Annotated in this window: 12 protein-coding genes; 6 read left to right on the forward strand and 6 right to left on the reverse strand. The window is 69.8% G+C overall.

Annotated features, from left to right (window positions below; translation table 11 throughout):
• The first annotated feature begins 15 nt into the window (after positions 1 to 15).
• A complete protein-coding gene (locus ABZ851_RS26445) occupies positions 16 to 456 on the forward strand; it encodes an NUDIX domain-containing protein (RefSeq protein WP_361132212.1) in 441 nt (146 codons plus the stop codon).
• Positions 457 to 678: 222 nt separating this feature from the next.
• On the opposite strand, the gene ABZ851_RS26450 is transcribed toward ABZ851_RS26445, so the two are convergent.
• The 4 genes from ABZ851_RS26450 to ABZ851_RS26465 all read right to left on the reverse strand — a co-directional run bounded on the left by ABZ851_RS26450 (position 679) and on the right by ABZ851_RS26465 (position 5,148).
• On the reverse strand, positions 679 to 2,379 hold the full coding sequence (locus tag ABZ851_RS26450) for a mobilization protein (RefSeq protein ID WP_361132215.1): 1,701 nt from the start codon (positions 2,377 to 2,379) through the stop codon (positions 679 to 681).
• Between the two features lie 4 nt (positions 2,380 to 2,383).
• Positions 2,384 to 2,725, reverse strand: a complete 342-nt coding sequence (mobC, locus tag ABZ851_RS26455; RefSeq protein WP_361132218.1) for a plasmid mobilization relaxosome protein MobC — start codon at positions 2,723 to 2,725, stop codon at positions 2,384 to 2,386.
• An 834-nt stretch (positions 2,726 to 3,559) separates the two neighbouring features.
• On the reverse strand, positions 3,560 to 4,258 hold the full coding sequence (locus ABZ851_RS26460) for an ATP-binding protein (protein WP_361132221.1): 699 nt from the start codon (positions 4,256 to 4,258) through the stop codon (positions 3,560 to 3,562).
• On the reverse strand, positions 4,255 to 5,148 hold the full coding sequence (locus tag ABZ851_RS26465; protein ID WP_361132408.1) for a hypothetical protein: 894 nt from the start codon (positions 5,146 to 5,148) through the stop codon (positions 4,255 to 4,257). Before ABZ851_RS26465 ends, ABZ851_RS26460 begins: the two co-directional genes overlap by 4 nt.
• A 264-nt stretch (positions 5,149 to 5,412) precedes the next feature.
• Between ABZ851_RS26465 and ABZ851_RS26470 the strand changes: the two genes are divergently transcribed.
• From ABZ851_RS26470 to ABZ851_RS26480, 3 genes are all read left to right on the forward strand, one after another.
• Positions 5,413 to 5,697 carry a helix-turn-helix transcriptional regulator gene (locus tag ABZ851_RS26470; protein WP_361132224.1) on the forward strand — a complete coding sequence of 95 codons (285 nt, stop codon included), beginning with the start codon at positions 5,413 to 5,415 and terminating at the stop codon, positions 5,695 to 5,697.
• 420 nt (positions 5,698 to 6,117) lie between these two features.
• Positions 6,118 to 6,420 carry a helix-turn-helix domain-containing protein gene (locus ABZ851_RS26475; protein ID WP_361132227.1) on the forward strand — a complete coding sequence of 101 codons (303 nt, stop codon included), beginning with the start codon at positions 6,118 to 6,120 and terminating at the stop codon, positions 6,418 to 6,420.
• A gap of 127 nt (positions 6,421 to 6,547) precedes the next feature.
• Positions 6,548 to 7,720, forward strand: coding sequence for a tyrosine-type recombinase/integrase (locus ABZ851_RS26480; protein ID WP_361132230.1), 1,173 nt, complete (start codon positions 6,548 to 6,550; stop codon positions 7,718 to 7,720).
• Positions 7,721 to 7,844: 124 nt separating this feature from the next.
• On the opposite strand, the gene ABZ851_RS26485 is transcribed toward ABZ851_RS26480, so the two are convergent.
• A complete protein-coding gene (locus ABZ851_RS26485) occupies positions 7,845 to 9,374 on the reverse strand; it encodes a UDP-N-acetylglucosamine 1-carboxyvinyltransferase (RefSeq protein WP_361132233.1) in 1,530 nt (509 codons plus the stop codon).
• 97 nt (positions 9,375 to 9,471) lie between these two features.
• Between ABZ851_RS26485 and ABZ851_RS26490 the strand changes: the two genes are divergently transcribed.
• Together ABZ851_RS26490 and ABZ851_RS26495 are read left to right on the forward strand one after the other, a co-directional pair.
• Complete coding sequence (locus tag ABZ851_RS26490) at positions 9,472 to 10,470, forward strand: DUF1648 domain-containing protein (RefSeq protein WP_361132236.1); 999 nt, start codon at positions 9,472 to 9,474, stop codon at positions 10,468 to 10,470.
• 1 nt (position 10,471) lies between these two features.
• Positions 10,472 to 10,831 (forward strand): GntR family transcriptional regulator, encoded by a 360-nt coding sequence (locus ABZ851_RS26495; RefSeq protein WP_361132239.1) that lies wholly within the window; start codon positions 10,472 to 10,474, stop codon positions 10,829 to 10,831.
• A gap of 145 nt (positions 10,832 to 10,976) precedes the next feature.
• Here the strand turns inward: ABZ851_RS26495 and sigJ are convergent, their stop codons facing one another.
• Entirely contained in the window at positions 10,977 to 11,861 is an 885-nt protein-coding gene (gene sigJ, locus ABZ851_RS26500; RefSeq protein WP_361132242.1) for an RNA polymerase sigma factor SigJ, read from the reverse strand.
• Positions 11,862 to 11,929: the final 68 nt, after the last annotated feature.

Raw genomic sequence — 11,929 nt, forward strand, 5'->3', positions numbered from 1 at the left:
AGGAGTCAAGGTCAAATGAACGAACGAGTCCGAGCCGTTCTCGTCACCGCGGACGAGACCATGCTGGTCATCCGCCGCACCAAGCCCGGCGTCCCCGTGTACTGGGTGCTGCCCGGCGGCGGCGTCGAAGCCCATGACGAGTCCCGGGAGTCCGCCCTCCACCGGGAGATCCACGAGGAGATCGCGGGCAAGGCCGACATCGTCCGCCTCCTGCACACGCTGGAGGCCGAGGACGAGCGCCAGCTCTTCTATCTCGCCCGCATCGCGACGTGGTCCTTCGAAGACCGCACCGGCCCTGAGTTCAGCGCCGAGGGCCGCGGTGAATACGCGCTGGAGGAGGTCCCGCTGACGGTGGAGGGGATCGACAGCATCGACCTCAAGCCGGAGGAGATCGCCCACGTCCTGCGGGGTGCTCTTGCTGACGGAACCCTCGCCACCGACGGGACTACGGCTTGACCTGTGATTACGTGTGCATGCCCTCGGGGTCAACGCTGCTAGGCGTTGGCCCCGAGGGCGCCTATGGCATCACAACTGGCTGGTCAGGTGCCGTTTTCGCACTGTGTGTACGACTGCGGGCAGCGCGGTGATCTTTCAAGCTGCCTCCCGCGTGCCGTTCTACGCCAGTCTGACCGACGGCATGCGGCAGCACCTCAGTTTGCCAAGGGCCCACGGTCTGGATCAGCGCCGCCGGGCCGGTGGGTGCTGCGAGGATGGAGCCGCCACTGCTGTGGCTGCTGGCCTAGTGGGCTGTGGTGCGGCCCTGTTGGTCTTGGTGACCTGTGCCCGAGGGCTGGGGGCGTGGCGCTGGCCGAGGCGTTGGATGCGCCAGGTCAGTGCGCGGGCGGGGTGACGGGCGTCGTCCAGGGGGCGCTGGCTGAGCGCCTGGTCGAGGACTTTGACCGCATCGTGGCCCCGCGCCTCTGCCTCGGCGATGACGGTGGCGAGTGCATCCCAGGTACCGTCCTGCACAATGCGCTCGGCGTGATCGGGGATGGCTTGCCGGAGGTGGTGGACGTAACGCTGCATGGTCTGCTGGCCGGGAGCGCGACGGGCGAGGTCGCCGAGTACGGGTTCGGCGACCGGTCCGTATGCGGCCTGGAGGTGGACGAGGGCCTGCTGGGCTGCCGCCTCCTGCTGGGCGTGCTGGTGCTTGCGGTGCCAGTGGACTGCGAAGGCCACTGCGGTGAGCGCGGCGTCCAGCAGCATCGCCGGCCCCGACCCGTCGCCCGCCGTGTCGGGTCGGCGCCAGATGGCTTGGACGCTGCGGCGCAGGACGCGTGCGCTGTCGCGGTCGGCGGTGATACGGGAGCGGGTGGCGCGCTCGAAGGCAGCTGCGGCCTGCTGCAGTTGGGCCCTCGCCGCGGACGGTGTGGTGACCGGCAGAAGGGCCAGGGCCGCGCCGAGCGCGACCAGTTGTCCCTGGGCCGCGTGGTCGTCGCCGCGGGTGAGGTGGCTGGGGATGCGTTCGGTGGCGGTGGTGGCCTGGTGCCACGGATCGCCTGGGCGGACTGCGATCGGCTCAGGGCGGGTGTCGGTGAGGCGTTGGCGGATCTTGGGCAGGGAGAGGTCGCCGGCGAGGGTGGAGCCGGAGAACCACACCGGCTCGCCGTCCTTGTTGACGTCGCCGGGCAGGGCGACGCTGTAGCCGAGGACGTCGCCGGAGGGCCCGGCCTTCGGCCGCGCGGTCACGCCCGTCGCCTCCAGCAACGCGAAGAACTCGGCCTCGCTAGACGCGGCCGCCACCGCGCGGCGTACCCGCAGGCGCAGGACCTCGCGCGCTGTCGCGTCCTGGCCCTGGCGCTTGGCCTTGAAGTGCTCCTTGCTGGTCGGGCGCTTGGCAGCGGTGCCGTCACCTGGCTTGAGCCGCCTCAGCCCGTAGTCCACTTCAATCCTGCGGGCTTCCTTCTGGACAGCGCGCTGGTCGTAGCCGCGGCTCGGACGCCGGCCGTCCTGGCGCACCAATGTGGCGGCGATGTGGATGTGGTCGTCCGCGTGGCGCACCGCCACCCACCGGCAGGCTTCCTCATCCCCGTCGGGCGCGATGCCGGCGGCGGCTACGATCCGGCGCGCCACGTCCGCCCACTGCTCGTCGGTCAGGATCGGGTCCTCGGGGGCGGCACGGACGGGGCAGTGCCACACGGTGTGCTTGGGTGCCTTGTCGCCCAGCATCTTCACGGGCTGGTCGAGCTGCGCGGCGAGCTGGTCCGCCACGTCCTTGGGGTTGCGGTGCGGGCTGCGGCCGGGGTCGGGGGCGAAGTCGTTCCAGGAGGCCACCAGGTGGGGGTCGGTGTGCTCGTTGGCCCGGCCCTTGCCGAAGAGATAGCCGATCGTGCGGCGCGTGGCATGCGGGCCCTTGCCAAGGATGATCTTGGGTATCAACGGCTCACCGCCCCGTGGTCACGTGAGCGACGGCGTCGTCCACATCCGCGATCGATGTCTCGACCCGGTCCAGGAGCCGTTGGACGGTCTCGTGGTGGGGCCAGGCGCCGTCCTCGTTGAGGTGCCGGGTGAGCTGGTTGAGGTTGTTGCCGACCATGGCGAGCTGACGGTTGGCATCCATCAGCGTCTTGACCGCGGCGCGATAGTCGGCGACCGCAGCGGTGGGGTCATCGGAGCGGGCAGCGGCGAGCGAGCTTTCAGCCACGTAGCCGCCGAGCGCCATGTGACTCAGATCAGCGGCCTTCTGGACGAGGCCGAACTCGTTGTCGCTGTAGCGGGGGTGCACACGCTTCTCACGCAGCTCCGGCTCTCGCAGACGACGATGAGGAGCAGGTGTCTGCGGTGCGCTCGGCGAGGACTGACTGGCCCCTCCTTCGGTCGGCTCCCCTGGGCCGACCGACTCCGGCGCCCCCTCGGCACCGGACGCCTCCGCCCCCTCTGGGGCGGAGGCCGGGTAAGGACTCCTTACCCGACAACTTGCTCCGTCTGAGGCGGGGGTGGTGGTTTCCGCGCTGGGGTCGGTGGGGCCTTCGGGGTGCGACTGGTGCATGGGGTCTCTCTGGGCGGTGGGGCGAGTGGGGGTTCGGGCCATGGGTGCACGGTGGTTGAGTGCAGGCGGGCTCGTTCGGATTGGGGGAGGGCGCGGTCGTCTTCTGGTTTGGGATGGGGATGGGGACCGGTCCCCGCAGCTCATGGCGTTTGGGGACCGCGCTTTTGGCGGTTGGTCTCCTCGTCCGGCGAGGACGGGAAGCGGCGGTGCCGCGATGGTCCCGTCCCCGGTGCGTGTCTCCGGCTCCTGGTTTCGGGGACCGGGCTCGGGGGGCCGCGCGAGCGGTGACCTGCGTCTTTGCTGGGACCGGTCCCAGCATCTGCTGTGCCCGGTGGGGACCGGTCCCCACCGCGTTTGGGGGCCGGTCCCAGCTTTAGAGCGGGACCGGTCCCCGGTTCTTGGCGGAACCGGTCCCCGACGGCGTGTCAGGGGGACCGTCCCTGTGGGGGGCCGCAAGCGGGACCGGTTCCGTGGCGCACGCCCACTCGGTCCCCTGAGTCGGTGGTGCACGGTCCCGAACCGTCTGAAGCTTCTGGTCCCTTGTGCGTTGGGGACTGGTCCCCGGGACCGTCAAATGTGGGACCGGCGCCGACGGTCGGAGCCGGTGAGGATGACGCGTTCGGTCATCTCGGCGAGGCGGGAGGCGATGCGGTCTCCGAGGGCGGTGCGGAGGGCGTCGGTAGGGAGGTTGGTGGTGATGAGGGTGGGGCGCATGTGCTCGTACCGGTGGTTGATGAGCCGGTAGGTGAGCTCCTCGGTCCACTCGCTGTTCTTGGCCGCGCCGAGGTCGTCCAGGAGCAGCAGCGGGCAGCGGGCGAGGGTCTGCAGGTCGCGTTCGGCGTCGTGGCCGGAGCGGGGGCGCAGGCGGGCGTACAGGTCGGCGGCGGTGACAGCCTCCCAGCGCAGCCGGACTCCTGCGGAGAGCAGGGTGCGGACTGCGCCGTATGCCTGGTGGGTCTTGCCGGTACCGGTGGGGCCGACGATCAGCAGGGACGGGCCTTCGGCGATGCCCGGTGCGCCGCTGGGGCCGGGGCGTCCGGCGGCGGCGATTGCCTTGGTCCAGGCGGTGACCTGCGCGTGGTCGCCCAGGGCGTGGCGGTATCGGGCGGGGATGCGGGCATCGGCCAGCTCCAGGGCGGTGACCGGTTCGCTCGGTGGCTCCTGCGTGGTGGCTGCCTCGGGGTCGATGCCGCGTGCGGTGAGGATGGCGCCGAGCCGCTCGGCGAGCGGGCCGAGGCGGTCCGGGGTGTGGGTGAGGGTGGCGCTCACAGGTCACCCCCGTAGGCGGCGGCGACATCGGACGGATTCGTCCACGACCGGTGGGCTGTGCCGGATGAGGTTGGGGCGGCGTTCATGGCCTCGTGGACGAAGCTGGGAAGGGTGCTGGGGTGGAGGCCCTTGGCCCGGTGACGGTCAAGACCCGCACGTATGTGTGCCGGGTCGATGCCCTCGGCGAGGAGTTTTTTGACTTCGCTGCCGAGGTGTCCGAGCACGCCCGCAGGCGGTCGGTGGCTGCAGGCGGCGGCGTACTCGCCTATGAGGTCCTTCGCCGAGACGGTCTGGGGTGCGGGGGCGCTTGCGCCCCCCAACGGAGTAGATCCTAGATCCCTGTTCCTAGGTCCTAGATCCGGACCGTGAGCACTCGTCGCGGGCTCCGTGAGGCCTCCCTGCGTCGGCGATGAGGACTCACTGAATCGCCCCTGGCCTGCGGATTCGTCACTCACCGCGTCCTGCGTGACTCCTCCGGGAGCCGGTGCGGAGGGCTCAGTGAGGGGTGCGTGCGTCGGCGGTGAGGGCTCACGCGGAACACCCTGATCGTGGTGGGGGCAGTCGGGATGCCGTACCCCGCTGGGGCGGTTGATCCTCTGGTGCTGAGCGAAGGTGACGATGTGCAGGTACTGCTTGCCGTTGGCGCCTTGGTATCGGCAGATCAGCTCGGCGGCGTCGAGCTGGGTGAGGTCGTCCTCGACGCCGATGGGGCCGTGTCCGGGGCGCAGGGACCACAGCAGGCCGGCAATGACGGCGGGCTGGTCGCGGAACCGGCCGTGGTCGTCTGCCTGGGTGAGCAAGCCGAAGAACGTCCGCTCGGCGGACAGGGAGACCGCCGCGAGGGACTCCGAGTGGAACGCCTCGGGCTTGATGGTGCGGATACGGGCGATTTCGATCGACCACCTTCGTCGCAGATCGGGGGCAGAGAATTTCGGCGGGGCCGCGGGGGGCATGGACAAGACAGCCACACCAGGGGCGCAAAAGTCCAGAGTGGGTTATAAAACTCTGTACTACTTCCGGGCCGGTCGGAAAACAGTAGCTCCGGATCCCCGATTGTCGAAATCAGCCCTTCGAAATCTTCGACGGTCGGCGCATCGCTCACAGCAGACGGGAAAGTGTTCCCGTCGCCGGAGAACGCAAGCTACAACACATCCATGCCACCGCGTTCCCTTGAAATCGGCCCAGCAGGAAAAGGCGCCGCCCGCGCCATCGTGCGCGCCCGTACCGCCCGCGGCTACTCCCAGCGTCAGCTCGCCGCCCGCGTCACCGCCCTCGGTCGACCCATGACCGCCACCGCGCTCTCCCGCATCGAACGCACCGTCCGGCGCTGCGACATAGACGACTTCGTCGCCATCGCTACCGCGCTCGGAGTCGCCCCGCACACCCTCCTCGCCAGCTCTTCGAGAGACCGGGGCCATGCGGAGCGGGCGGAAACATAGCCGACGATCGCCGGTTGGCCAAACCGGCGATGCTCCGCATCATTGAATCTCCCGGCACCCCGTCGTGCCTTCTTTTGGTAATCCGCTCTTTCCATGCGAGGAAACCCTTTGCCCCGACCCCTCATGAGCCCTGCCCGAAACCCCCTCGACTACGAGGAGGCGGGGTGATGATGAATGGCTCCAGCCGCTCGCGCGAAAAGATGACCGTGGACGAACTCTGCGCCCAGCTTCAGGTATCCCTGTCAGCTCTCCATGACTGCCGCTAAAAGAGCCAGGCGTCCCGCTGGGTGAATCTTTCGAACGCCATTCTGCGTATCCTCCGCAATCATCTGGAGAACTGGCCCACCGATTGCCAGTGCCGCGCATGACGAACCGGCCCTTCAAGGTCCGCTCCCTCCCGTACCTCACAGAGAACCTCCTATGCCTGCCCGATCTTTGCGTGCCCCCACAGCTTCCCTGGGCGCCCTACACGCGGCCTTCCTGACCGTGAAGGACGCCGCCGAGTACCTCGGCCTCTCACCCCACACCCTCTACGTCTGGCGCCACCGCCGACAGGGACCTCCGAGCTTCCGCATGGGTCCACGAGGCCGCGTCATGTACCGACTCGAAGCCCTCGATGCCTGGGTCCGCGAGCAGGAGCAGGCCGACTCGCGCTCAAACGCGGCTCTCAACCCGCTGAACGCTCCTCGTCAGGAACGGTCCACCCGCCTCACCAGCGCTTGACGCTCCAAGCGCCGTAGAACGCCGTCTCCATCCTCTACATCAAGGAGTTCCCCTGACCGGCTACATAGAAGACCGATGGCTCAAGAAGCGCCCCAGCCCGACGACCGGCAAGCGCGAACGCACGACCATGTACGGCAAGTGCACCCGCTACCGCGTCAAGGGCATCCCCGGCGTCAAGGACCGTTCCTTCGACGCACTCCAGGACGCCAAGTCCTGGCTCGCCCAGACCCAGACTGACGCACGTCGAGGAGAGTTCGTCGATCCACGCGATGGAGCCATCTCCCTCAAGGACTACATCGCGACCCACTGGTGGCCCACCCAGAGTGGGGACCCGTCCACCCTCGAACGCATCGAGCAACGGGTCCGCCGGCACATCGTCCCGCACCTCGGTGCCCTGCCGCTCAACAGCGTCGGTACCGAAGTGCTGCGGAGTTGGAAGAAGCGACTCGAGAAGGACCTGGGGCTCACCTCCATCCGTCTCGTCTGGGCCACGCTGTCTGGCGTTCTCCAGGCTGCCGTCGAAGACCGACGCCTCGCACGTAACCCGTGCCGTGCGAGCACAGTTCGCCCTCCGGCGGCTGCACCGGGCCGGGTCGAGGCATGGCTGCCCGAGCGCGTGCTGGCCGTACGCGCAGCTATCCCGGACCGCTATCGCGTGCTTGTCGAGATCGGTGCTGGACTCGGCCTGCGACAGGGAGAGGCGTTCGGCCTGTCGATGGCGGACATCGACTTCGACGCGGAGATCGTCCATGTCCGGCGCCAGGTCAAGATGGTGCGGACGAAGCTCTGCTTCGCGCTTCCCAAGGGGCGCAAGGTTCGCGACGTGCCCCTGCCCTCAAGCGTGGCCAAGGCGCTGCGGCAGCATGTGGAGTTCCTCGCGCCCGTGCCGGTCACCATGCCGTGGGACGATCCGCGCCCGCCGCAGACGCCGGTAGAAGCCAAGCACCGTCGGCCCAGGACGTACAACCTCCTGGTGACGGGCCGCGAGCATAAGGCGATCAATCGGAACTACTTCAACTCCTACGTCTGGAAGCCCGCCCTGGCCGAGGCCGGCGTGATCGCCGCGCTGGAGGAGAGCGCACCGGACGGATCCCGAGCCTGGGAGCCCTCCCGGGAGCACGGTTATCACGCCCTGCGTCACTTCTACGCCTCCGAGCAGTTGGAGGCCGGCGAGTCGGTCGTCTCCCTGGCCAGGTGGCTCGGCCACTCTGACCCCGGCTTCACGCTCCGGAAGTACGCGCATTTCCTGCCCCGCGCCGGTGCGCGCGGCGGCGCCGCCATCGACGCGGTCTTCGCGTAGCCGCAAACCGACCGGCAGAAGCTCGGTCCTGGCGCAAAGTCCCAGAGAAGTCCCAGACATGCCGCCGCACCCCCTCCTGGCCCGTATTCACGCAGGTCAGAAAGGGTGCGGCGGCATCCGTTGTTCAGATATCCCGGAAGATCTCGATCTGCGCCCCGATCGAGTTGAGGCGTTCGGCCAGGTCTTCGTAACCCCGGTTGATGACATAGACGTTGCGCAGGACGGAGGTGCCCTCGGCGGCCATCATGGCCAGGAGGACGACGACGGCGGGGCGCAGGGCCGGGGGGCACATCATTTCCGCGGAGCGCCAGCGGGTGGGGCCGTCGACCAGGACGCGGTGCGGGTCGAGGAGTTTGACCTGGGCGCCGAGGCGGTTGAGGTCCGTGAGGTAGATGGCGCGGTTGTCGTAGACCCAGTCGTGGATGAGGGTCTGCCCCTGGGCGCTGGCCGCGATGGCCGCGAAGAAGGGGACGTTGTCGATGTTGAGGCCCGGGAAGGGCATCGGGTGGATCTTGTCCAGCGGGGCCTGGAGCTTGGAGGGGCGGACCGTCAGATCGATCAGCCGGGTACGGCCGTTGTCGGCCGCGTACTCCGCGCTGCGCTCATGGTCCAGGCCCATCTCCTCCAGGACCGCCAGTTCGATCTCCAGGAACTCGACCGGTACCCGGCGGATGGTGAGCTCCGACTCGGTGACGACTGCCGCCGCCAGCAGGCTCATCGCCTCGACCGGGTCCTCGGACGGCGCGAAGTCCACATCGCGTTCGATGTGTGCGGCGCCGTGGACGGTGAGGGTGGTGGTGCCGATGCCGTCGACCCGGACGCCCAACTCCTCCAGGAAGAAGCACAGGTCCTGGACCATGTAGTTGGAGGAGGCGTTGCGGATGACCGTGACGCCGTCGTGGCGGGCGGCGGCCAGCAGGGCGTTCTCGGTGACGGTGTCGCCGCGTTCGGTCAGGACGATCGCGCGCTTGGGGGCGACGCTGCGGTCCACCTCGCCGATGTAGGTGCCGTCGGTCGCGGTGATCTCCAGGCCGAAGTGGCGCAGCGCCGTCATGTGCGGGGTCACGGTGCGGGTGCCGAGGTCGCAACCGCCCGCGTACGGCAGCTTGAAGCGGTCCATCCGGTGCAGCAGCGGGCCGAGGAACATGATGACGCTGCGGGTGCGGCGGGCCGCCTCGGTGTCCATCGAGTCGAGGTCGAGCTCCGCGGGCGGCACGATCTCCAGGTCGTTGCCGTCGTTGATCCACCGGGTCCGCACGCCGATGCTGCCCAGCACTTCGAGGATGCGGTAGACCTCCTCGATACGGGCCACCCGGCGCAGAGTGGTGCGGCCCGCGTTCAGCAGCGTGGCGCACAGCAGCGCCACACAGGCGTTCTTGCTCGTCTTCACATCGATGCTCCCGGACAGCCGGCGGCCGCCGACCACCCGCAGATGCATCGGCCCGGCATAGCCGAGCGAGACGATTTCGCTGTCGAGTGCTTCGCCGATACGAGCGATCATCTCAAGGCTGATGTTCTGATTCCCGCGCTCGATGCGGTTGACCGCGCTCTGGCTGGTGCCGAGAGCTTCGGCGAGCTGCGCCTGTGTCCAGCCACGGTGCTGCCGGGCGTCACGGATGAGCCTGCCGATACGTACGAGGTAGTCGTCTGCCATGGAGTGACCGTATCTCAGATATGAGATGGGTGTGCAATTGTCGATGACCGAGTTGTTCTACTACTATGCGAACAACTGAGAGGTGGTCGCCACGCTCATGAAGAGTGCCCCGCGTTCTTCCGCGCCCTCAAAGGCCCGCCCGTGGGCCCTGATTACCGTCCTGCCGTTCGTCGCAGCCGCCGTGGCCGTCGCCGTCGCCTACTCCTCGGTCTCCGCCCGATTGCCCGAACCGCTTGCCACCCATTTCGGTGGTGTCGGCGCCCCGGCCGACGGATTCACCTCCACCCGCGGCTTCCTGACGCTCACGCTCACGCTGCTGCTCGTCTTCGGCACTGTCTTCGGCCTCCTCGCGCGGCTGCCGGAGCCCTCGGAGCAGACGCCCTGGCTGATCGCCGGCGGCTACGCCCTCGCGGCCGCCATCGGGTTCCTCACCTGCGGGACCCTGTTCGCCAACGCCGGTGCCACCGACACCTCGGCGGTCCGGCTGCCGCTGTGGGAGCCGGCCGTGGCACTCGTCGTCGCGCTGCTCGCCGGGGCCCTGGGCCGCCTGCTGGCCGGCCCCGCGCCCCGGCCGTCCGGCCGGCCGGCGGGCGAAGGCCCCCGGCTCGACCTCCCGACGGGCACGTCGGCGGGCTGGTCACGCACCATCAGCTCGCCACCGATCGTCGCGCTCGGTGCCCTGCTGCTCGGCGCGGGGCTCTTCGTCCTCGCTCTCGCCGACTGGCCGGCGAGCATCGGCCTGCTCGTCGGCGCGCTCGCGGTCCTGCCCTGTGCCGCCGCGCGGGTCACCGTCGACCGCCGCGGTCTGACGGTGACGTCGACCCTGCTGCCGCCGCCCCTCCGTATCCGGCACCTTCCCCTCGACCGCATCACGGAGGCCACCAGCCGCCCGATAAGCGCGTTCCGGGAGTTCGGCGGCTGGGGCTATCGCATCCGGGCCGGCGGCAGCGGCCTCGTCCTGCGCTCGGGCGAGGGCATGGTGGTACGGCTGACCAATGGCAAGGAGTTCGTGGTGACGGTCGATGATGCCGTGACCGCCGTCGCCCTGCTCAATACGTACCTGGACCGCGCGCGCTCGCGGAAGGAAGGAGCCTGACGTGCTCTTCCGGGTGGACCCCGGCTCGCCCGTCCCGCTCGGCGACCAGATCGCGGCCTCGGTCCGCGGCGCGATCGCCGACGGCACGGTGGACGCCGGGGAGCGGCTGCCGGCCGCCCGTGCCCTCGCCGCGTCGCTCGGCGTGAACGTCCACACCGTGCTGCGCGGCTACAAGCGCCTCAAGGAGGAGGGCCTGATCGAACTCCGCCGCGGCCGCGGCGCCGTGGTCACCGGCGCCGCCTCGCCGGCCCGCGCCCGCCTCGGCGAGACCGCCCAGCGACTGATCGCCGAGGCCCGCAACCTGGGACTCTCCGATGAGGAGATCGTGACGGTGGTCCGTACGGGGCTGTCGGGGTCCTGAGGCGGGCGGGGGAGGGCCGGGAAGCCTGGGGCGGGGAGGCCGGGACGTCGGGCGGAGGCGGGCGGGGGACGCGGAAGGGCGCGGTTCAAGGCCGGCGCTCCCCCTCCACGACGTGGCCGTGCCGTCAGCCGCCGCTCCTCGGCCGTCAGTCATCGAGGATCGTCAGATCCAGCCGGCTCAGCCGCGCGAGGTCGGCCAGGATGTTGATCTCGACGATCTTCCCGTGCGCGAGCGTGAAGCCCATGACGGAGAACGGTCGGCCGTCCCGTGCCGTGACGAGCCCCGGCGCGCCGTTGACCAGCGCCGGCCGGGCGAACGCGGCGAACCGGGAGAAGGTGAGCGCCCGCTCGACCACCGCGCGTGCTCCGCGGACCAGCGTCGATACGCCCTCGGGCGCGTCACCGGCATCGGCGCGCAGCACGACGTCCGGATCGAGCACCGCGAGCAGCGCCTCGAAGTCGCCGCCGCGCGAGGCGGCGAGGAAGGCGTCGACCACTTCCCGCTGACGGGCGAGATCGGTGTCGGGGGCCGGGGCGGTGCCCTGGACGCGGCGCCGGGCGCGGCTGGCGAGCTGCCGGGCCGCCGCGGGGGTGCGGTCGACGAGTGGCGCGATCTCGTCGAAGGGCACCGCGAACATGTCGTGCAGGACGAAGGCCAGTCGCTCGACGGGGGTGAGGGTTTCCAGCACGACGAGCAGCGCCAGCCCGACCGAATCGGCCAGCAGCGCCTCGTGTTCCGGGTCGACGGTGTCCAGGCGTTCCACGATCGGCTCGGGGACATGGACCTCCAGCGGGTCCTCGCGCCGCGCCTTGCGCGTCCGCAGCTGGTCCAGGCACACCCGCCCGACGACCGTCGTGAGCCAGCCGCCCAGGTTCTCCACCCCGTCCGCACCGGACCGGCTCAGCCGCAGCCAGGCCTCCTGGACGGCGTCGTCGGCCTCGCTCACCGAGCCGAGCATGCGGTAGGCCACGGCCCCCAGACGGCTCCGGTTCTCCTCGAACCGCTCCGCCAGCCACTCGTGGTCGTTCATGGGTCTCATTCCTCCCCCGTCGAGTTCCGTCACCGTAATGACGGATGTCACGGGCCGGATGTGACACG

It is taken from the genome of Streptomyces sp. NPDC047049 (genome assembly GCF_040643995.1).
GTDB lineage: Bacteria > Actinomycetota > Actinomycetes > Streptomycetales > Streptomycetaceae > Streptomyces > Streptomyces mooreae.

Excerpts from the sequence above, each read along its gene's own strand:
- ABZ851_RS26445 (WP_361132212.1), top strand. The coding sequence starts at position 16 with ATGAACGAACGAGTCCGAGCCGTTCTCGTCACCGCGGACGAGACCATG.
- ABZ851_RS26470 (WP_361132224.1), top strand. The coding sequence starts at position 5,413 with ATGCCACCGCGTTCCCTTGAAATCGGCCCAGCAGGAAAAGGCGCCGCC.
- ABZ851_RS26475 (WP_361132227.1), top strand. The coding sequence starts at position 6,118 with ATGCCTGCCCGATCTTTGCGTGCCCCCACAGCTTCCCTGGGCGCCCTA.
- ABZ851_RS26480 (WP_361132230.1), top strand. The coding sequence starts at position 6,548 with ATGTACGGCAAGTGCACCCGCTACCGCGTCAAGGGCATCCCCGGCGTC.
- ABZ851_RS26485 (WP_361132233.1), bottom strand. The coding sequence starts at position 9,374 with ATGGCAGACGACTACCTCGTACGTATCGGCAGGCTCATCCGTGACGCC.
- ABZ851_RS26490 (WP_361132236.1), top strand. The coding sequence starts at position 9,472 with ATGAAGAGTGCCCCGCGTTCTTCCGCGCCCTCAAAGGCCCGCCCGTGG.
- sigJ (WP_361132242.1), bottom strand. The coding sequence starts at position 11,861 with ATGAACGACCACGAGTGGCTGGCGGAGCGGTTCGAGGAGAACCGGAGC.